Source organism: uncultured Nocardioides sp., from assembly GCF_947488025.1.
GTDB lineage: Bacteria > Actinomycetota > Actinomycetes > Propionibacteriales > Nocardioidaceae > Nocardioides.
The window spans coordinates 199478-220267 of the sequence record NZ_CANKYS010000003.1; the positions used below are offsets into that span (position 1 = coordinate 199478).

General features: G+C 72.1%; 16 protein-coding genes. 2 read left to right on the forward strand and 14 right to left on the reverse strand.

What is annotated here, in order from left to right:
- The first annotated feature begins 11 nt into the window (after nucleotides 1-11).
- Nucleotides 12-815: a hypothetical protein gene (locus tag Q1B24_RS07550; RefSeq protein WP_299925719.1), complete on the forward strand. Its 804-nt coding sequence runs from the start codon at nucleotides 12-14 to the stop codon at nucleotides 813-815.
- A complete protein-coding gene (locus Q1B24_RS07555; RefSeq protein WP_299925722.1) occupies nucleotides 812-2125 on the forward strand; it encodes an O-antigen ligase family protein in 1314 nt (437 codons plus the stop codon). Before Q1B24_RS07550 ends, Q1B24_RS07555 begins: the two co-directional genes overlap by 4 nt.
- On the opposite strand, the gene Q1B24_RS07560 is transcribed toward Q1B24_RS07555, so the two are convergent.
- The 14 genes from Q1B24_RS07560 to Q1B24_RS07625 form a co-directional block, all read right to left on the reverse strand.
- Nucleotides 2097-3230, reverse strand: coding sequence for a glycosyltransferase family 4 protein (locus tag Q1B24_RS07560; protein WP_299925724.1), 1134 nt, complete (start codon nucleotides 3228-3230; stop codon nucleotides 2097-2099). The genes Q1B24_RS07555 and Q1B24_RS07560 overlap by 29 nt on opposite strands.
- Nucleotides 3227-6004 (reverse strand): oligosaccharide flippase family protein, encoded by a 2778-nt coding sequence (locus tag Q1B24_RS07565; RefSeq protein ID WP_299925727.1) that lies wholly within the window; start codon nucleotides 6002-6004, stop codon nucleotides 3227-3229. Before Q1B24_RS07565 ends, Q1B24_RS07560 begins: the two co-directional genes overlap by 4 nt.
- Nucleotides 6005-6018: 14 nt before the next feature.
- Entirely contained in the window at nucleotides 6019-10782 is a 4764-nt protein-coding gene (locus tag Q1B24_RS07570; protein WP_299925730.1) for a DUF4082 domain-containing protein, read from the reverse strand.
- A gap of 110 nt (nucleotides 10783-10892) precedes the next feature.
- Nucleotides 10893-11894, reverse strand: a complete 1002-nt coding sequence (locus Q1B24_RS07575) for a glycosyltransferase (RefSeq protein WP_299925733.1) — start codon at nucleotides 11892-11894, stop codon at nucleotides 10893-10895.
- Nucleotides 11891-13024, reverse strand: a complete 1134-nt coding sequence (locus Q1B24_RS07580; RefSeq protein ID WP_299925736.1) for a DegT/DnrJ/EryC1/StrS family aminotransferase — start codon at nucleotides 13022-13024, stop codon at nucleotides 11891-11893. Before Q1B24_RS07580 ends, Q1B24_RS07575 begins: the two co-directional genes overlap by 4 nt.
- Nucleotides 13021-13665 carry a NeuD/PglB/VioB family sugar acetyltransferase gene (locus Q1B24_RS07585; protein ID WP_299925739.1) on the reverse strand — a complete coding sequence of 215 codons (645 nt, stop codon included), beginning with the start codon at nucleotides 13663-13665 and terminating at the stop codon, nucleotides 13021-13023. The genes Q1B24_RS07580 and Q1B24_RS07585 overlap by 4 nt, the downstream gene beginning before the upstream one ends.
- Entirely contained in the window at nucleotides 13662-14825 is a 1164-nt protein-coding gene (locus tag Q1B24_RS07590; RefSeq protein WP_299925742.1) for a DegT/DnrJ/EryC1/StrS family aminotransferase, read from the reverse strand. Before Q1B24_RS07590 ends, Q1B24_RS07585 begins: the two co-directional genes overlap by 4 nt.
- Nucleotides 14822-15829 (reverse strand): NAD-dependent epimerase/dehydratase family protein, encoded by a 1008-nt coding sequence (locus Q1B24_RS07595; RefSeq protein ID WP_299925745.1) that lies wholly within the window; start codon nucleotides 15827-15829, stop codon nucleotides 14822-14824. Before Q1B24_RS07595 ends, Q1B24_RS07590 begins: the two co-directional genes overlap by 4 nt.
- Complete coding sequence (locus Q1B24_RS07600; protein ID WP_299925748.1) at nucleotides 15826-16938, reverse strand: Gfo/Idh/MocA family oxidoreductase; 1113 nt, start codon at nucleotides 16936-16938, stop codon at nucleotides 15826-15828. Before Q1B24_RS07600 ends, Q1B24_RS07595 begins: the two co-directional genes overlap by 4 nt.
- The gene (locus tag Q1B24_RS07605; RefSeq protein WP_299925751.1) at nucleotides 16935-17564 is read right to left on the reverse strand and encodes an acyltransferase; all 630 of its coding nucleotides are present in this window, start codon (nucleotides 17562-17564) and stop codon (nucleotides 16935-16937) included. The genes Q1B24_RS07600 and Q1B24_RS07605 overlap by 4 nt, the downstream gene beginning before the upstream one ends.
- Nucleotides 17561-18400, reverse strand: a complete 840-nt coding sequence (locus tag Q1B24_RS07610) for a glycosyltransferase (protein ID WP_299925758.1) — start codon at nucleotides 18398-18400, stop codon at nucleotides 17561-17563. Before Q1B24_RS07610 ends, Q1B24_RS07605 begins: the two co-directional genes overlap by 4 nt.
- A gap of 121 nt (nucleotides 18401-18521) precedes the next feature.
- Entirely contained in the window at nucleotides 18522-19196 is a 675-nt protein-coding gene (locus Q1B24_RS07615) for a hypothetical protein (RefSeq protein ID WP_299925762.1), read from the reverse strand.
- A 134-nt stretch (nucleotides 19197-19330) separates the two neighbouring features.
- A complete protein-coding gene (pth, locus tag Q1B24_RS07620; RefSeq protein ID WP_299925765.1) occupies nucleotides 19331-19933 on the reverse strand; it encodes an aminoacyl-tRNA hydrolase in 603 nt (200 codons plus the stop codon).
- A gap of 161 nt (nucleotides 19934-20094) precedes the next feature.
- Nucleotides 20095-20781: a 50S ribosomal protein L25/general stress protein Ctc gene (locus Q1B24_RS07625; RefSeq protein WP_299925768.1), complete on the reverse strand. Its 687-nt coding sequence runs from the start codon at nucleotides 20779-20781 to the stop codon at nucleotides 20095-20097.
- Nucleotides 20782-20790 lie beyond the last annotated feature (9 nt).

Sequence of the window (20790 nt, forward strand, 5' to 3'; positions counted from 1 at the left end):
GGAGAGCTGTCGTGGAGATGCGGGTCGTGTGGCGGGCACTGCGCCGCCGCTGGTACCTCGTCCTCGCACTGGCGGTGCTGACCGTCGGCGCGACGTTCCTGGTCGCGCAACGCACCGGTGAGACGTATGAGGCGACGGGCACCGTCCTGGTCTTCCCGCCCTTGCAGGCCCAGGACCCGACGGGAGCGATGACGCAGGACAACCCCTACCTCGCGCTGGGTGGGGTCAGCCAGGCCCGCGACGTCGTGGTGCGGGCGCTGACGTCCAAGAAGGTCGCGGACACGTTCGGCGAGACCTACCCCACCGGGACGACGTTCGAGATCACGCCCGACTTCACCAACAGCGCACCGATCATCGTGTTCACGGTGGAGGCACCCGCACCCGACGTGGCCGTCGAAGCCCTGGGGACGCTCACCGACCGCGTTCCGGTGGAGCTGGAGAAGATGCAGAGCGAGCTGGACCTCCCGGCGGGGCAGCAGGTGACGTCGGTGGTGCTCACCCGCGACGAGGTGCCCGCGACCACCCGGAAGGCGATGATCCGCGCCGCGCTGATGACCATGGCGGCCATCGGCGGGCTGGGCCTGCTCCTGATCGCCCTCGTCGACGGATGGCTCATCGGCCGGCGCAGTCCGAGCCCGGAGGACTTGGTCGCCGAGGACGTCGCAGGCGCGCCGGCCCCGGTCTCGCTGCACCCCGTCCACGTGGACGCGCCAGTCGCTGACGGGCGCGACCCCGATCGCGCTGCCCCGGTCGAGGTGACGGCACGCCTGCTCAAGCGGCGCGGGAGGCGCGACCAGCGCGGCGAGGCATCGTGACGCTCGCGGTCCAGGAGCGCACCGGCATCGCCCGCAGCGGCGGGGTCGACGCCGCCGCGCTCCTGACCGCCTACGTGTGCCTGCTGTGGTTCATCCCGTCCCCGATGGTCGTCAACGCCCTGGGGAGCGCGGGCAGCCCCGCGACCCTCTTCGGCATCGGGATCTTCCTCTACTGGGCGTGGCACACGGTCCGCCGCTCGGAGCCCTCCGACGGACGTGCCCGTCCCGTCCGGGCGGCGATGCTCGGCCTGGTCCTGGTGCTGCTGGTGGCCTACGCCCACGCCATGGCCGGACCGCTGCCCGGCGACGAGATCAGCACAGCCGACTCGGGCCTGCTGCGGCTGATCAGCCTGGCCGGGGTCGTGCTGCTCGCCTGCGACGGGATCAGCGACTTCGACCGACTCGTGGTCCTCCTGCGCAGACTGGCGTTCGCCGCGGGGCTGGTCGCCCTGCTCGGCCTGGCGCAGTACGTCACGGGCGAGCTCTTCGTCGACCGCATCCGGATCCCCGGTCTCACCGCAGGAACCGAGGGGTGGAGCCTCGGCACGCGCTCCGGTCGCATCCGGCCGAGCGGCACGTCGATGAGCCCGATCGAGTACGGCGTCGTGCTCGGGATGGCCCTCCCGCTCGTCACGGTGTGCGCCTCCGTGCAGTCGCGCTACCGGTGGCTGTTCCGCGCGATGCTGGTCGCGATGATCGCCTCGATCTTCTTCTCCATGTCACGCTCGGCCTACATCTGCGCGCTGGCAGGTGCGGTCGTGCTCGCCTTGTCCTGGAACCTGCAGCAGCGGCTCCGGGCGCTGGGCTTCCTGGCTGTTGTCAGCACGGTCCTGTACGTCACCGTCCCGGGGCTGCTCGGTGCGATCCAAGGCCTGTTCTCCAACGCCGACCAGGACCCGAGCATCTCCTCGCGGACCGGCAGCTATGACATCGCCGGCGCGTTCATCGCCGAATCCCCCCTCGTCGGCAAGGGATTCGGCACGTTCCTGCCGAAGTACTGGATCCTGGACAACGCCTACCTCGGCATGACGATCGAGGCCGGTCTCCTCGGCCTCCTGTCGCTCCTCGCGCTCATCATCTGCGGCCTGGTCAGCGCCCGAACGGCCCGCAGGACCCTCCAGCTCGAGGGCGGTCGCGAGGAGCACGCGCAGTACGCCCAGGCCGTGCTCGCCTCCGTCGCGGCCGGCGGGTTCGGGCTGGCCTTCTTCGACGCGTTCGCATTCCCGCAGACCGCCGGGTGCCTCTTCCTCTTCATCGGCCTCGCCGGCGCGATGCGGCGCATCACCCAGGAGTCGGTCCGCTCGCGTTGACCAGCCGGGGAGGCGCGTCCTCGAGGAGGTCAGCGACACCTGCCTCGAACTTCTCCCAGGAGAAGAGCGATCGCGCCCGGGCCGCGGCCTGCGTGCCGAGCCGCGCACGCAGCGCTTCGTCGAGCACGAGTCGGCGCACCTCCTGGGCGAACGCGGTGACGTCACCCGCGTCGACCACGAGTCCGGTGTCGCCGAGCTGGTGAGCCACGCCACCGACGTCGAACGCCACGACCGGCTTGCCGAGGAGCATGGCCTCCATCACCACCAGGGGGAACGGGTCGTCGCGCGAGGGCAGCGTCATGATGTCGAAGTCGGCCATCGCGCTCGACGGATCGGCCTGCGGGCCGGTGAAGGTCACCCAGGGCAGGGCCGCTGCCTCCGGGGGCGGTTCACCGGCACCTACCCAGACGAAGCGCACCTGTCCCTCCGGAAGCGACCGGACCAGCGCTGCTGCCGCAGCCAACCAGAGATCGACGCCCTTCCGGGACTCGACTGCACCGCAGCAGCCGACGACGATCGGCGTCGATCGGTGCGACGTGCGGGCACTCGCTCCCGCCAGCACGCGATCAGCGTCGGGAATGGACGGGATGAGGACGATGTCGTCGGGTGGCGTCCCCAACAGCGCGAGATCGTCCGCGACGCTCGGGGAGCAGGCGACGAGTCGAGCGCCCGTCCCGGTCACGTCCTCGATGCCGACCCGCGCGAGGAAGTGGCTCAGCACGGGCCCGGACTCGTGGACGTGCAGCACCGAGCGGCGGCCGAGCAGCTGGGCAGCCCGCACGAAGGCAGCCGACGAGCTCGAGTTCACGTAGACCAGGTCGGGGCGCCGCAGCGCGACGACGACCACAGCGGTCAGGAGCTCGAGGAGGGCGGCAGCGCGGGACCGCACGACCCCGGGGTGGGCCCACAACCACCGCGACACCCGCCAGAACCGCGCCACTCGCGTGGGCGCGACCTCGGCGAACTCCTCGCCGAGTGGCCCGGGCCTCTGGAGGAGGATGTCGACCTCGCATCCCCTGCCGACCAGTGCCCGGCCGACGAGGGCCGCGATACGCGGGGCACCTGTCAGTGAGGCCTCGTGCGAGACCAGCAGCACCCTGGTCACGACCGTGCTCGCAGTCTCTGCGCGAGCCGCCGCCGGAGGCTGCCGAGGAGGCTCCGCCCGGCGAGATGTCCCATGTCACCGAGACGCTCGAACCAGGAGTCGTCGTGGGCCAGGCTGTCGCGGTAGATCGTCTCCAGCCGATCGGCCCCGGCCTCCAATCCGTACCTCTCGGTCACGAAGTCGAGGCCCCAGTCTCCCAACCGGCGCCGAGCGACCGGGTCGGCCAGGGAGTCGAGGTGGCCGAGGAGCTCGGCCACCGGCCGACCCGGGGCCCGCGTGCCGTAGTAGCCGTCGCCGAGGAACTGGTCCACGGTGGCGGGCGAGCAGAGCTGGCTGAAGCCGGCGGCACCCAGCACCACCAGAGGCTTGGCGTGGGCCATCACGCGCAGGGCCGAGCCGCCCATCCCCAGGCCGATGTCGGCGGCCGCGTAGGCCGGGTGGGGGTCGGCCAGCGCACCGGTGAGCACCACGGCCGACCGGCCGAGCGAGGCGTTGACCTGCTCAGCACGCTCGCGCACCTGCGCCATCCCGCTGCCGTCGCCGACCACGACGAGGCGCAGCGACGGGTCGTCGCGCTCGAGGAGCGCGTCCATCGCGAGCAGGATCCCGGGCAGCTTCGCGACTCCGTGAACCTCCTGGGCGGCCGTCAGCACGTCGACTCGTCCGACGAGCACCAGGAGGATGTCATCGGTGGCGAGGTCATGGGCACGGCGGAACACCGTCGCCGCCTTCTGGTCGGGACGGTCACGGGCCAGGTCGACCGGCGGTTCGAGGAGGTACGAGCGAGGGCCGTGCCGGTCGAGCGCGTCCGCGTGCAGACTGCCGGTCCCCACCACCAGGGACGTACGACCCGTGGTGGGGAACTCGCTGTCCATCAACCAGTTCAGCACGACGACCGCGCGGCGCCGACTCGGGCCGCAGGCGAGGACCGCACTGCGACCCAGCCAGGCCGCGAACACGTGGAGGATGTCGAGGTCGTGACGGCGTACCTCGCGACGCAGGTGGAGCGCACGCCGGAACAGGCCACCGCCGGCCGGAATGCGTACGACATCGAACCCGGCCGCCTCGGCGTAGGGCAACACCGACACCTGCACCACCTCATCCACCGCGATGACGACCACGTGGTGACCGCGCGAGCGGAGCGTGCGTGCAAGGTCGATGGCGTTGATGGGGCACCCGCCCAATGCGAGCCCTTCCAGGGCGATCCCCACGCGGAGCGGGCGCTCGGACGCGTCAAGAGACGCGAACCCCCGTCGGCCAGGGAGCACCTTGCGCACCAACCTCCCCACCTCCGGTAGGTCCTGCTCGATCATCGACCAGGCCGCGACGAGGTAGACCACCACCGCCACGACGCCTCCAGCGAGGAAGCCGAGCACGACGCCGCCGATCCACCTGTCCACGATCCAGGCGGACCCGCCCGCCAGTGCGGCCGCGCCGACTGGCCGCAGCAGCGTCGTCCCGAGGGTGGCCGGCAGCGGCCCCAGGTGGGAACGCAGGGCCCACAGGTAGCCAGGGAGCGAGACCACGAGCACGACGACCACGTGCGCCCATGCAGCCCCGACCAGACCTCCGACCTGGATGCCCCAGACCATGGCTGGCACCAGGGCGCTCACCCAGGCGACCTGCACCACGAGGAGCTTGGTCGTCGCACCGATGGCGACCAGCACGTTGACGTAGAGAAGGGTGAAGGCGAAGGAGGCGCCGTAGACGGCCAGGACCGCCAGCACGGGCGCTGCTCCGGCCCACGTCTCGCCGAAGACCGTGCGGACCAGTCCTGGGGCGAGGGCCACGGTGGTCGCTGCCATCGGGAGGGCGACGAGTCCCACCAGCCGGGTGGCGGACACGAGCGACTCCACCAATCGCTCCGTGTCGTGGCTGACCCGACCGAAGGCAGGCAGCACGACCCCGTTGAGGACCGAGCCCAGCACGGCGGTGGACCAGTTGGCCACGGTGAAGGCGATCATGTAGACGCCGATCTGCTCGGCGCTCACCATGCGGCCCATGACGAGGTAGTCGGCGTTCAGCAAGGTCCAGTTGATGAGGTTCGCCAGCGACAGCGGCAGGCCGAAGCGGAGAAGCGGACCGACCAGCTCGCGCCGCCACTGGGGCCGGTAGCGCCGGTTGACGCAGGCCACGAAGACGAGTCCGGTGACGACCTGGCCGACGACGCGCGACCACGAGAACGCCATCGCACCCTGACCGGCCAGGGCCATCACGATGAGCACCACGTTGGCCGGAACGAATCCGGCGACGGTGCCCAGGAGGATCCGGTCCTGCCGGAAGTTGCGCACGAGCTGAGCTCCCGGGACGGCGAAGATGCCGGTCAGCACCAGGCAGATCGACATCACCCGGATCGGACCGGCCGCCTCCGGCACGCCGAGCACAGTCGCCAGGGGGCCGGCCGAGAGGGCCATCAGGATCGCCAGACTCGTGCTGACGATCAGCGAGATGGACGTGACGGTGCCGGCGATGTCGTCGGGCTCCAGGACCGAGCGGGCCACCGCTGACGCCATGCCGAGCTCGGCCAGGCTGGTCACCACGACGAAGACAGCGAGGGCGATGGCGAAGACGCCGAACTCCTCGGGTGACAGGATCCTCGCCACCACGGCGGTGACGCTGATGCCACCGATCCGCATCAGGATGTTGCTGGCCGCTGCCCAGATCACACCACGGCCGATGTCGCGGCGCAGTGCCTGCGCGTCGGTCCGCTGCTCCGGCCCCCCGGCGTGCGGTTCTGCTCCGACAGCCGTCGGCGGCGCCCCCTGCACCGTCATGTGCTTCCGTCCTCCTAGGGCGATGCCGCGAACACGACGTCGACGAAGTAGTTGGTGGAGTTCCACGACCCGTTGGGGAACCCGCCGCCGCTGCCGTACCGGTAGCGACCGTTGTTCCCTGACGGGGCTGTCAGGGGACCGACCGCCCGTGGCGCGCTGAAGTAGGACGGCGTCGCCGCGTAGCGACCGTTGGGCGCGTAGTAGGACACGACGTACGTCGTCCCCGCCACGGCCGGGACGGGCGCGTCGAAGGTCGCGGCCTGCCAACCGTTCGCCGTCTCGTTGGTGAAGGTGACCTGCGCGAGCCGTGTGCCGTCGGCGCTCCACAGAGAACCGGTGTGGATGCCGGTGTTGCCGGAGCCCTTCCAGAACCGCACGCCCCGCACCGTTCCGGCGGTCGACGGGGTGAAGGCCATGCCCAGCTCGATGGCGTCGGGGTCGTTCACGGACGCGGTGCCCGGAACCTCGCCGTCCAGCAGCGAGTACGTGTTCGCCACCGCCGTGCGGAAGGTCCACGTGTGGGTCGGCAGCACCGCACCCTCGGTCGACGTCGCGCCGTTGAGCGTCACGGTGTGTTCCGAGTCCGGCGCGAGGGCCGAGCTCGGCGTGAACGTGAGGGTCCTGCCGTCGGCAGAGAGCTCCGAGGTGCCCGGCACTGCGGCCCCGCCCTGCTGCAGGCCCATCGACCACCCCGGTGCGAGCGGTGCGGTGAGGGTGATCGAGGGCCGCACGGTGGTCGTGACCTCGGTCGCCCCGGCGCCCGGGGCCCGGGAGTCGACGGCGATGGTGGCCGGCTCACGCTGGAAGACGACGTCGACGAAGTAGTTCGCGCTGCCCCACGAGTACGTCGGGAAGCCGCCCGCCGCGCCGTAGAGATACCGCCCGTTCCCGGCAGCCGGGGCCGTGAGGTCACCGGCGGTCCACGGGCCGGTGAAGAACTCCGGCGTGTAGGAGTAGTGACCGGTCGGCGCGAGGTAGGAGGCGACGTACCGCTGTCCTGCCTGGACGGCGACGGGCGTCGACAGCACGGCCGTCTGCCAGCCGGAGGCCGTCTCGTCCGTGAAGGTCACCTCGGCCAGGCGGGCACCGGTGGCGCTCCACAGCGAGCCGGTGTGGGTACCGGCGTTGCCGGGCCCCTTGTAGAAGCGGATCGCGGTGACGAGCCCGTTGCGGCTGGGCTCCAGGACGATCCCGAGCTCCACCGGCGCACCGTCGTCCGCCGACTCGATCCGGGGCACGATGTCCCCGAAGAGGGTCTGCTGGTCCACGGTCTCCGGACCCCTGGTCCGGAACGTCCATGTCTGGGTGGGCAGCGTGGCGCCGTCCTCGGAGACCACGCCGGACGCGGTCACGGTGACATCGGTGTCGGGCGGCAGCAGCGTCGGCGAGGTCCACACCAGCGACGTGCCGTCACCGCTGAGCGAGGCCGTGCCCGTGACTGCGGAGCCGTTGGCGGCGACCTCGAGTGACCAGCCAGGTGCGACCGGGGCGGTGAAGCCGACGCGGACCGTGGTGCCGCGCGGCACGCCGATGGCTCCCGGCGCCGGCGTGCGGCTCGCGACGGCGATCGTCGGGGACACCTTCTCGAAGACCACGTCCACGAGGTAGCTGGTCGATGTCGAGGTGTTCGGGAAGCCGGTGCCGTAGGTGTACGCGCCTGCCGTCGAGGTCACCCGCAGCGGGGGCCGCGAGAGGTCGGCGATCGCGAAGGCGCCCGGAGAGGCGGAGTAGCGACCCACGGTCGTGCGGTAGGACGCGACGTACGTGATGTCCTTGCGGACCGTCACCGGCGTCGGGAAGGTCAGCGTCTGCCAGCCCGTCGTCGACTCGTCGGTGAAGGTGCCAGTGGCCAGCACCGTGCCGTCCGCGGCCCACAGGGTGCCCGTGTGGCTTCCGGTGTTGTTGACGCCCTTGTAAAACCGGATGCCGGTCACCTGGCCGTTGGTGTCCGGGGTGACGCGCACGCCCAGCGTCACCGCATCCCGGTCCGCCGCCTCGACGACGGCGGGAACGAGCGAGTCGTCGAACAGCGTGCACGGGCAGACCCCGGGCGCGTTCGGCGGCTTGACGGTCGTGAACGACCAGGTGCCGCCGTTCGCCACCGGGTTGCCGCTGGTGTCCCGGCCGGTGACCGTCGCGGTGTGCTTCACGAAGGCCGCGAGCGACGCGCTCGGGGTGAAGGTCACCGTGCGGGTGGTGGCGTCGTACGACGTGGCTCCGGCCACGACCGCGCCGTTGACGTCCTTCAGGGTGATCGCGGCGGTGCCCGGCTCCAGCGGCTTGGAGTAGCGCGCGCTCACCGTGGTCGTCGTCGGCACGCTCGAGGAGCCCGGCAGCGGCGACTGGCCCATCGCGATCAGCTCGGAGCTGTCGGTGGTCGTGAAGGAGACGTCGACGAAGTAGTTGGCGTTCTGGTTCGAGGAGCTCGGGAACGTGCCCGGGTTGGCGAACAGGCCGCCGGCCGGGGCTCCGAATCCGCCCTCGACCATCAGCGGGCCGGACTCCTTCGCCGCCGCCGCGAAGCCCCACCTCTCGAGCGCGTAGTTCCCGTTGGGCGCGGTGTACGACGCGACGTACGGCTGTCCGGCCGCGACCGCGACGGGCGTGGCGAACGCGACGTTCTGCCAACCCGTGGCCGACTCGTTGACGAAGGTCGCCTGGGCCAGGCGCTCACCACTCGGGCTCCACAGTGAGCCGACATGGGTACCGGTGTTGCCGGTCCCCTTGTAGAAGCGCACGCCCGTCACGAAGCCGTCGTTGAGGGGGACGAACCTGACCCCGAGCTCGACGCCGAAGGGATCGTTCGCAGCCGCGATCGGCGGCGTGGTGCTCCCGAAGATGCTGCACGGGCAGGCCACGTCGAAGGAGCGAGTCACGACGTTGCCGATGTTGGCGGAGTCGTCCATGGCCCGTACCCGCACGGGTGTCGAGCCGAGCCCGTCCTGCATGAACGAGTAGGTCCACGACGTCGTGCCGGTGGCGGCGCTCCAGCTCTCGCCGCCGTCGGTGGAGACCTCGACGCCGGCCACGCGGCCGCCGCCGGCGTCGGTGGCCGTGCCGGTCACCGTGACCGACTGGCCGTTGGGCTGGTCGGCCCCTGCTGCGGGACTCGTGATGGTCACGGTCGGGCCGGTCGTGTCGCTCGTCCTCGTGGCGGTCACGAGGCCGCTCATCAGCGTGCTCGGCTGCACGCCCATGTCCGCGAAGAGGTTGACCTGCGCCTGCTGCATGCGGGCGTCGGCGGGCTCTTCCGCGTAGGCCGAGTCGTGCACCTCGTCGAGGCCCCACGCCCATTGGACCGATCCCGCACTGAAGACGAGCGCGCCACTGGGCGCCTTGTACATCGTCAGGTTGTGCCGGGTGACCCCGGTGGTCACGGTGTTGCCGAAGTCCTGGAGGTACTCGGGAACCGCACCGACCGTGGTGGACAGGCGCACCAGGCCGTCGGGACGCTGCCCGTTGTCGACGTCCTCGTTCGACTCGTAGCCGACGGTGTGCGGCGCCAGCGTGGCGGTCCCGCCGGTCATCGTCGCGAGGGACGTGTTCCGCCACAGGCGCAGCTTGCCCTCGTCGGCACTGACCTGGAGGGCGAGATCGCTGAAGTTGACCTGGTACTGCGTGCCGATCAGGGCGTTCTCCGGAACGCCCGCGCCCCGCGAAGTCGGGGCGAACCGCGGGTCGCGCCACGTGCCGGTCCACTCCGGGTCGGGGTCGACCTTGATGTTGCTCCACGTCTCCTTGTAGGAGGTCAGGGTGCGGTAGGCGGTGCTGGTGCCGTCGATGGACGGCTCGTAGCGGGCCTTCCAGTAACCCTCGTTGCCAGCCAGGAACTGCAGGTGCACCCCGGCGTCGCGGGCGGCTTCCATGTTGGCCCGCTGGGCCTTGCTCCAGTACTCGTCGTGACCCACGGAGAGGAACACCTTGTGCCTCGTGATCAGGTCGCCGCGCCGGTCGGTGTCGACGCCGGCGATGTAGGAGACGTCATAACCGTTGCGCTCCATGAAGCGGACCATGGCGTACTCGGCCGACATGAAGAAGTCGCGGCCGTTCTCGCGGCCTCGCGTGAGCACTGGCCGGTTGTAGCTGACCTTGTACGCCCGGCCGTTCGCCCCGCCCCCGTAGAAGTAGGCGCCACCGTAGGTGTTGTAGGCCTGCCAGGTCGGGTCGGATGTCTGGAAGACCACGTCGGACGTGCTCGCGTCGTCCCGGACGATGAACGTGATGTGGCTGCCGTCGCCCGTCGAGCGCTTGATGTGGGCGATGTAGACGCCGGAGACCGCGGTGGCGGGCACGTTCCAGGAGGCTGAGACGCCCCAGTTGCCGCAGTCGTAGAGGTCGGTCTGCACGTCGGTGATGCAGTTGGGCTGGGTCTGGGGCAGCTGGGCGCTGGGTGTCACCGAGGTGATCCTGCGGGCGCCGAGGCCCTGGTAGTAGCCCATGCGGTAGATGTCGATGGTGTACGACGACGCGGCCGTGTCGATCTTGAAGTCGATCCGCTGGCCGACGTTGACCGAGATGTCGGTCGCGAACCCCTGGATCTCGGGGTCGCCCGCGCCGCTGATCTCCCAGACCTCCGGGCCGGTGCCGGGCTTGGAGTTCTCGCACGCCACCTTGTTGCCCGTCGGGCCGCACGGGTCGGCGGCGTTGGCCGCCGACGGGCCGCCCAGGAGCACCGGTCCCACCAGCGCGTTGAGCGCGGCGACGAGAGCCAGCACCACGACCTTCAACGTCCACGCGCGCCCGAGACCTCGCCTGCGGTTTCCAGCAGTGCTGGCCATCTCCACCCCACCCTTCACGGAGCGCCACGGGGCGCCACGGTCCTGATCCTGTTGCCGCGGCACCGCGAGCGGGCAGCGAGGGGGCGATATCCCCCATTTGGAATACGACGTCAGAGCTCCGCGGCCACCGCACCCGCTCCCAGTGCGTTGCGCGAGCGCTGGCGCGGGATCCGCACCCCGCTGATGTGCAACGGCGGCGGGTCGGTGACCTTGGTGACCGTGCGGCTGGCCGCGGTCACGAGGTCGCGCGCCTTGAGGCTGTCGGCGTCACGGGAGACGCAGAGGTCGCGCAGCGCGAGCTCGAGCGCGATCGTCAGCTGGTGGTCGTCGACGTGCTCGCCGTGCATCGCGCGACGGGGCACCAGGATCGGGCACTTGCCGTTCTCCAGCGCCATCAGCGCGATGCCGGTTCCGGCGTGCGCGACGACGACGTCGGCCGCCCGGATCGCGGCCGCCATCTCCTCCGACGGCACCCGCACGCGACCCTCGATGCCGAGGCCGGTGGTGTCGGTGCCGCCGGTCTGCCACATCACCTCGGCGTCCGCCGGGACCAGGGGCACGAGCCGGTCGAGCAGCCGGCGGAACCCGTAGCCGTCCTGGGTGCCGAGGCTCACCACCATCGACCGGATCGGCCGGTCGATGGTCGGAGCCGTCTCGTAGAGCTCCCAGGGTGAGGCGAGGAACTGCCAGTGCCCCCGCGCGAGCGCGCTGGACTGGCTGAAGGTGGTGATGCCCGGGACCATCGACAGCGCGCGGCCGGACAGGGACGGTGCGTCGAGCCGGGTGGCGCTCTCGATGTAGACCGTCTCGATGCCGCGCAGGCGCGCCTGCGGAAGCACCGCCAGCGCGAGCGCCGCGCCGGTGCTGACCACCAGGGACACGTCGTGGTCGGTGAACAACGTGCGGCACGCCATCGCGTTGCGCGCGAGCGCCCGGGTGTCGCGCGGCGGGCACGGCTGCGCCCAGTGGACCCGCTCCCCCGCCAGCAGCGACTCGGTCTGCGGGGTGCGGGGGGTCACCCACACCACGTCGTCGCCCACGCCGAGCCGCGGCCGCAGGGTGTGCAGCTGCATCAGGTGGCCGCCGTCGTTGGCGACGAGGAGCGTGGTCACGACCGGCCACCCGCCACCGCGTCGGCGAGCACCTCGACCACGCGGTCCTGCTGCTCCTCGGTCAGGTGCGGGTGCATCGGCAGGGAGAGGATCTCCCCGGCGGCGGTCTCGGCGACGGGCGCCGCTCCGGGGCCGAGCCCGAGGTGCGCGTAGGCGCCGGTCCGGTGGACCGGGTAGGGGTAGTGGATGCCCGCACCGACCCCGGCTCGTCCGAGCTCGGCCAGCACCCTATCGCGCTCGGCGACGCGGACGACGTAGAGGTGCCACACGTGCTGCCCCTCCGCACCGAGGAGCGGGCGACGTACGCCGTCCACGTCGGCCAGCAGCCGGTCGTAGCGGGTGGCGGCGCGCACCCGCAGCTCGTTCCACTTCTCGAGGCGGTCGAGCTTGGCGCGCAGGTAGACCGCCTGCACGGTGTCGAGCCGGGAGTTCATCCCGATCACGTCGTGCACGTAGCGCGTCGAGGAGCCGTGGTTGCGCAGGCGCCGCACCTCGGCCGCGATCGTCGCGTCGTCGGTGGTGACCGCCCCGGCGTCGCCGGCTGCGCCGAGGTTCTTGCCGGGGTAGAAGCTGGTCGCCGCGACCGTGCCGAGCGCACCGGCGCCGCGACCGCCGAGCCGGGCACCCTGGGACTGGGCGGCGTCCTCGACGAGCGGGACCCCTGCGTCACCGCAGATCCGTGCGAGCCGCTCCATCGGCGCGAGCTGGCCGAAGAGGTGCACGGCCACCACGGCCTGGGTGCGGTCGGTGATCGCGTCCTCGACCTGGTCGGGGTCGATGAGGAGCCGCTCGTCGTCGCAGTCCACGAGCACCGGCACGGCACCGATCCGCGAGACCGCCTCGGCGGTCGCGATGAAGGTGTTGGCCGGGATGACGACCTCGCCCCCCGGCGCGACCCCCACCGCTCGCAGCGCGAGCTCGAGCGCGTCGGTGCCGTTGGCGACGCCGACGCAGTGGTCCACGCCGACGAACGAGGCGTACTGGTGCTCGAAGTCGGCGACGGGCGGGCCGTCGACGAACGCCGTGGCCGAGAAGACCGCGGCGATCCCGGCCTCCACCTCGGCCGCGATCTCCGCGTGCTGCGAGCCGAGGTCGACGAAGGGGACCTGGGTGTTCTTCGGGCTGCTCATGCATGGACTCCTGTCCGGATGGGTCGGGCGGGGACTCCCACCCAGGTCTCTCCTGCGGGTACGTCGTCGAGGACCACCGAGCCCATCCCGACGGTGGCGTCGGCCCCGATGCGCACGCCCTCGCGCACGGAGGCGTTCATGCCGAGGTAGGCGGCCTCGCCGACCTCGACGTCGCCGCCGAGGGACACCCCGGCGCAGAGCGTGGCGTAGTCGGCGACGGTGCAGCCGTGCGTGAGCGTCACCTGGGGCATCAGGACCACGTGCTCGCCGACCTCCACGTCCGCGGTCAGCACGACCCCGTCGAGGGCGACCGAGCCACGACCGACGTGGCAGCTGCCGGGCAGCACCAGGCGCGGGTGGAGCAGGGTGGCGTAGCGCGACGCGTCGAGGCCGAGCATCGACAGGCGCGTCGCGACCCGGCGGCGGATCCGTCCCTTGCCGAGCGTGAGGACGACCTCGTGGTCGACCAGCCCGGGGACCAGGTCGACGCCCCCGAGCACCGGCGCGAGGCCGTGCAGGGTGCCCCAGCGCGCGTGGTCGTCGTCGACGACCTGGACGGGCCCGTCGTGCTGGACGAGGACGGCGACCGCGGTCGCCTCCCGGGCCAGACCGCTGGCGCCGACCAGGACGAGCCCGCTCACGGCCGCCACGCCGACCCGAGCGCGTCGCACACCCGCTGGTGCTCGGCGTCGCTCATCTGGTGGAACAGCGGCAGCACCAGCGTCGTGTCGGTGAGCCGTTCGGTGACCGGGAGCGGGGCGTGGGGACGCTCGGCGTGCGCCGGCTGGCGGTGGGCCGCCATGATCCCGCGTCGCGCCGAGATGCCGGCGGCGGCGAGGTGCTCCATCACCTGCTCGCGGTCCAGAGGGTGCTCGGGAAGGACCTCGACCCAGCAGGACTGGAAGTTGGTGGTCCCCCAGGCCGGGTCCCCGACCAGCCGGAGGCCGGGCAGGTCGGCCACCGCGTCGGCGTACCTCGCCGCGAGCTCGCGGCGACGCGCGACCATCGCAGGGAGCCGGCCCAGCTGGACCAGCCCGACCGCGGCCTGCAGGTCGGTCATCCGGAAGTTGAACCCGACCTCGTCGAAGCTCTCGGGCGGCGCGAGGACGCTCGCGTGCCGGTCGGCGGCCGAGACGCTCATCGCGTGCTCCCGCAGGCGGCGGGCGCGGTCGGCCCAGTCGGCCCGTGAGGTGGTGAGCATCCCGCCCTCACCGGTGGTGAGCAGCTTGCGGGGGTGGAAGGACCAGGTGGCGATCTCCGCCTCCGCCCCGACCGGTCGGCCGTGCGCCGTGGACCCGGCCGCGCAGGCCGCGTCTTCGACGACCGTGATGCCGAGCGGGTCACACCAGGCACGGATCGCCCGCAGGTCGAGGGGGACGCCGCCCTGGTCCACGGCGATCACCGCGCGCGTCCGCGGGGTGACCACCGTGGCGATGGTGGCGGGCGTGAGGTTGCCGGTGACGGGATCGACGTCGGCGAAGACCGGCGTGGCTCCGACGTAGGTCGGCGCGTTGGTGGTGGCGACGAAGGAGAACGACGGCACGACGACCTCGTCTCCGGGACCGATGCCGGCGACGACGAGGGCCAGGTGCAGCGCCGTCGTGCAGCTGCTCAGCGCGACCGCGTGGGAGACCTGCTGGGACTCGGCGAAGGCGGCTTCGAACTCGGCCACCCGCGGTCCCTGCGCGACCCAGCCGGAGCGCAGCACCTCGGAGACGGCCGCGACCTCCTCCTCACCGAGCCACGGCTGCATCACGTTGATGCGCGTGAGCTGCTGCTCCGTCCGGTGGTCGATGCTCATCGCGCCACCGCCACGGAACGCCCCGCGGCGATCTGCTCGCGCTGCGGCCGCCACCACTCCACGAGCCGGCGCAGGCCGTCCTCGAGGCCGGTGGTGGCGGTGAAGCCGAGGTCGCGCTCGGCGGCGCGCGTGTCGGCGAGGCGGCGTACGACGCCGTTGACGCCCCGCTCGGGCCCGTGCTCGACCGGCAGGTCGGAGCCCATCACCCGCAGCAGGGTCTCGGCGAGCCCCAGCAGGCTGGTCTCCTCGCCACGGGCGACGTTGTAGGTGCCCTCGACCACGCCGCTCGACGCCGCCAGCACGTTGGCGCGGGCGATGTCGGTGGTGAAGACGAAGTCCATGGTCTGGCGGCCGTCGCCGAAGATCAGCGGCGGCAGGCCGTCGTCGATCCGCTCCATCCACCGGACCAGGACCTCGGTGTAGAGGCCGTGCACGTCCATCCGGGGGCCGTAGACGTTGAAGTAGCGCAGCGCGACGTAGTCGAGGCCGTTCATCGCCCGGAAGCTGCGCAGCATGCCCTCGTTGAAGGTCTTGGCGGCGCCGTAGAACGTGTCGTTGTCGTAGGGGTGCTGGCGCTCCGGGGTCGGGAACTCCTCGGCCAGCCCGTAGACCGACGCTGAGGACGCCGCCACCACCTTGTCGACGCCGGACGTCGTCGCCGCGGCCTCGATGACGTTGAAGGTCCCGTCCACGAGCACCTCCAGGGCCAGCCGGGGCTCCTCGGCGCACTGGGTGATCCGGATCGCGGCCTGGTGGAAGACGACGTCGCAGCCGCTGGTCAGGTCGTGCACCAGGTCGCGGTCGCGGATGTCGCCGCGCACGAGGACCAGGTCGGCCCCGTCGCGCCCGAGGGCGTCGGCGAGGTTGGCCTCGCGCCCGCGGACGAAGTTGTCGAGGACCCGCACCTGGGCGGCCCCGGCGTCGAAGAGCTGGTCGACCAGCGTCGAGCCGATCGTGCCCGCACCGCCGGTCACCAACGCGGTGGCTCCGGCCAGCGCGGTCATCGCGCGCCCTCCATCACGGCTGCAGCCGCCTGGCGCGGCACCGGCGGCGGGCCGGCCGGGACCGGCAGCGGGGCGTCGTACGACGTCGGGGTGCGGTCGGCGAGCCGCTGCGAGGCGGCCTCGAGCACCTCGAGGACGCGCAGCCCGGAGCGACCGTCGGTCAGCGCCGGACGGCCCTCGCGGATCGCCCCGGCGAACTCGGTGGCCATCGACCCGAGCGCCTCGCGCTCGGGCAGCGCCGGGGACCAGGTGTCGCCGAGCCGGTAGGAGACGGTGGACGCGGCGCGGTCGGCTCCGGCGACCGACGTGCGCGCCAGGTCGACGCCGCGGTCGTAGATGCTGAGCCGCTGCTGCGGGTTGAGGTCGTCCCACACGAGGGTGCGGCGTGAGCCGCCGATCACCATCTGGCGGATCTTGGTCGGGCTGAGCCAGTTGACGTGCACGTGCGCGAGCCCGTCGTCCGGGAGCGGCAGGGTCAGGTGGCCGACACAGGCGCGGCCGGCGCCGATGGGGTCGGCGCCGGTCGCGCCGATGCCCGTGGTCGGGAGACCACCCGGCAGCACGAAGTCGAGGATCGCGAGGTCGTGCGGCGCCAGGTCCCAGAGCACGTCGATGTCGGGCTGCACCAGCCCGAGGTTGATGCGCACCGAGTCGACGAAGTGCACCTGGCCGAGCTCGCCGCTGCCGACGAGGTCGCGCATCCTCTGCACGGCCGGCGTGTAGCAGTAGGTGTGGTCGGTCATCAGGACCAGGCCCTGCGCGTCCGCGAGGTCCACCATGGTGCGGCCGCGGGTCACGCTGTCGGCCAGCGGCTTCTCGACGAGCACGTGCTTGCCCGCGCTCAGCGCCTGCAGCGCCAGGCCGTGGTGCGTCCGGGCCGGGGTGGCGATGGCGACCGCGTCGATCCGCGGGTCGTCGAGGACCCGCTCCACGCTGTCGGTGACCTCGACGTGCGGCCCGGCCACGCGGCGCGCCCGCTCGAGGTCGAGGTCGCAGACCAGCTCGAGGCTCCAGTCGGGGGACCCCCCGAAGTTGCGGACCAGGTTGGGGCCCCAGTAGCCGGCGCCGATCACGGCGATGCCCAGCGGGCCGGGAGTGCGGGTGCTCATCGTGCTTCCTCCAGTCGGCCGTCGGCCTCCACGTAGATCTCCCCGGTGACCGGGCAGATCCACCGGTCGCGGTTGTCCGAGACGAGCGGGACGCCGCTGCGGCCCACCCAGCCGATCCGCCGGGCGGGCGAGCCGACGACGAGGGCGTGCGCGGGCACGTCACGGGTGACGACCGAGCCCGCTCCCACGCTGGCCCACCGGCCGATCCGCACCGGGGCGACGCACACCGCGCGTGCCCCGACGGACGCCCCCTCCTCGATGGTCACCCCGACGGGTTCCCAGTCCTCGGCGCCCTTGCGCCGGCCGTCGGTCGTGACGGCGCGGGGGTAGGTGTCGTTGGTGAGCACGACCGCGGGGCCGATGAACACGCCGTCGCCGAGGACGGCCGGCTCGTAGACCAGCGCCTGGTTCTGCACCTTGCAGCGCTCGCCGATGCGCGCGCCCGGGCCGACGTAGACGCCGCGTCCGAGGATCGTGCCGTCGCCGACCTGCGCGCCCGCGCGGACGACGGTCTGGTCCCACACCTGCGCGCCGGGACCGACGTGGGCGCCGTCCTCGACGGTCGCCGTGGGAGCGACGAGGGCGCGGTCCTTGGACCTGGGACGTGCGTTGGACACTGAGGTCATGTGCGTGAGCTTTCGTCTCGTTGCCAGGTGGTGAAGTCCCCGGACCTCAGCGCCTTCCGGGCGCCGAGCCGGGCGGCGACGTGGACTGCCACGAACACCGGGAGTCGGAGGGCCAGGCCGGGCCGGGTGACGGCGAGGCCGAGCAGGGTGCGCGCGCCGGTGCGCGAGGCGGGTCGTCGTACGCCGAGCTGGGCGGCCTGGGTGTTGCCGGTCGCGATGCGGATGCGCCGGCGTACGAGGTCGCGCACGGTGCGCGGCGGGTGCACGACCGCGACGGCGCTCGGCACCACGCGACGCTCGTCGTGGCTGAACGAGTCGGACATGCCGAGGTCGTCGCTCATCAGCTGCGGGAGCGCGGTGACCCGCGCCTGCCCCTGCTCGGAGAGCACGACGACGCCGCGGCCGAAGAGACCGGCCTCGACCTGGGGCAGCGCCTCCCAGACGTCGTAGTACCACCGCACCCAGCGCGAGCACCCCGCGCGGGGCACGTCGCGACGCGGTGCGGTGGCGAGGACCTCCTCGCGGGCGATCGGTTCGATGAGCCGGAGCGCGGCAGCGCCGTCGAGCTCGATGTCGGCGTCGAGGTGGATGCGCGGGAAGACGTCGGTGGCGGCGTTGCCGACGCGGACGGCCTCGACCTTCGAGGGCTGCGGGATCTCGATGACGCGGGCACCGGGATCGGCGGCACGGGCCACGTCGGCGGTGCGGTCGGTGCAGCCGTTGCAGACCACGACCACGTCGAGGTCGTCCCCGGTGCCCTGGCGCAGCGCACGGAGGTTGCGCCCGATCGTGGCCGCCTCGTTGTGGGCGGGTATGACGACGCTGGCGACAGCCATCTCACTCCCCCGGCTCGCGTGTGGGCCCCACGCCCGACACGCTCCGATCTTGTGGACCGCGACCGCCCGGGCGGACCGTGCACGGGGGCTTTCGCCCATTTTGGGGAGCCCGCGGGGAGCCCTACCGGGCGGCCGCGGCGAAGCTGATGTCGGCGGAGCGCAGGTCGCGCAGGCGGAGGACCAGGAGGTCGAGCTCGGCCACCGACCAGGTGTCGTCGATCGCCACGCCGGAGGCGGTGGTGCGCAGGGCGCGGTAGAGCGCGAGGGGCTGCTTGCGCAGCTCGGCGTGCAACGTGCCCTCCAGGACCAGGCGGAGGTAGTCGTGCTGGGCCACGGGCCCGGACCCGTAGCGGTAGGTGGCGTCGACGTCGTTCTCGGCGGCCAGCTCGGCGAAGGTCTGCCAGTCGATCGCCAGCACGTGGTCGACGTGGCGGCCCGCGGTCGCCTCCGCCGCCGCCACCGCGGCGCTCGCCGGTCGGGCACCCAGCTCCGCCAGGTCGTCGTACGGCACCGGGACCGACTCCACCCGCGCGCTGCGCCCGTCGGGGTCCACCTCGACGAGCATCACCGACTCGACCGACTGCTGCCCCGGCAGCCACGACACGTCCCCGCTGCCCCCGGGGCGGGTGCCGACCATCAGGATCGTCTCACCCGGCGCCGGGGGTGGTCGCTCATCCAGGCCGTCGAAGGCGCCGTCGATGCGCCCCATCCCGCTGGCGAGGTGGAGGTTGAGCCCGACGGCCGCGGCCACGCCGAGCACGCCCAGCAGCGCGGCGACCGCCAGCAGGCGGCGCAACCGCGGGCGTCGGCCTCGACCGGTTGGTCCGGCACGTGCCATCGAAGTCCCCCGTCCGTCCCGTGCTCCGACGCTAGGCGGCCTCGGGGGGCGACCTCATGCCCCAAACGGGGGACGGTGCAGCCGGGTCGTCGCTAGGAGTTGAAGCGCTGCTGGGTCTTCTCGAGGCCGTCGGTGATGAGCGACTCGACCGCGTCGGCGGCGTCGGAGACCTGGAACGGCAGCTCCTTGCGCTCGACGGTCGAGTAGTTGGACAGCACGAAGTCGGCGACGTCCTGGCGCCCGGGCGGCCGGCCGATGCCGGCGCGCACGCGGTAGAAGTCGCCGGTGCCGAGCGAGGACCGCATCGACTTCAGGCCGTTGTGGCCGTTGTCGCCGCCGCCGAGCTTGATCCGCAGCGTGCCGAAGGCGATGTCGAGCTCGTCGTGGATCGCGATGACGTGCGCCGGGTCGACCTTGTAGAAGGTGGCGAGGGCCTTGACCGGACCACCCAGCTCGTTCATGTAGCCGCGGCCACGGGCCAGCACGACGCGCGGGCCGCCGAGCGACAGCCGACCCTCGACGACGTCGGCGCGGCCGGTCTTGTGGGCGCGGAACTTCGAGCCCATCCGGGCCGCCAGCTCGTCGGCGACCAGGTAGCCGATGTTGTGCCGGTGACCGGCGTAGGCCGGACCGGGGTTGCCGAGGCCCACGACCAGCCACACGTCGCTCGGCCCGCCGGTCTGGTCTGTCGTCACGTCCTCATCCTTCCATCGCCGATCGGGCGCTTCCTGCCCGTCACGCGCATCGACCGGGCGGTTCCTGCCCGTGTATCGGGCAGGAACCGCCCGGTCGGCGGTGGAGACGGGCAGGAAGTGCCCGCTCAGGTGGTCTTGCTCAGGTGGTCTCGCTCAGGGGGTCACTCGGAGTCGGAGCCCTCGGCAGCGGCGTCCTCGGCCTTGGCCTCCTCCTGCGCCTCGGCGATCTCCTCGTCGGAGACGTCGTGCTCGATGCCGGCCTCGGCCTCGGCCTCCTCCAGCTCGGCCTCGAGGGCCTCGGCGGACATCTGCTCGGTCACGTTGACGATGAGCAGCTCCTCGTCGGCGAGCAGCGTCGTGCCCGACGGGAGGTCGAGGTCCTTGGCGTGGATCTGGGTGCCGGCGGCTGCGCCCTCGACGGAGACCTCGAAGAACTCGGGGATGTGGGTGGCCTCGGCCTCGACGGAGACGACGGCGTTCTCGGTGACGACGAGGGTCTCGGGAGCGGCGTCGCCCACGACGTGGATCGGGACGTCGACGGTGACCTTCTCGCCGCGCTTGACCGCCACGAAGTCGACGTGCTCGATGACGCGGCGGATCGGGTCGATCTGCACGTCCTTGGTGAGGGCGAGCTGCTCGGAGCCCTCGACGTCGAGCGCGAGGAGCGCGTTGGCGCCGCCGTGCTTGAGGGCCATCATCGTCTGGTGGCCGGGGAGGATGACGTGGACGGGCTCGTTGCCGTGGCCGTAGATGACGGCGGGGATCTTGTCCTCGCGGCGGATGCGGCGGGCGGCACCCTTGCCGAACTCGGTGCGGGACTCGGCGGTGATCTTCTCGGGGGCAGACATGATTTTCTC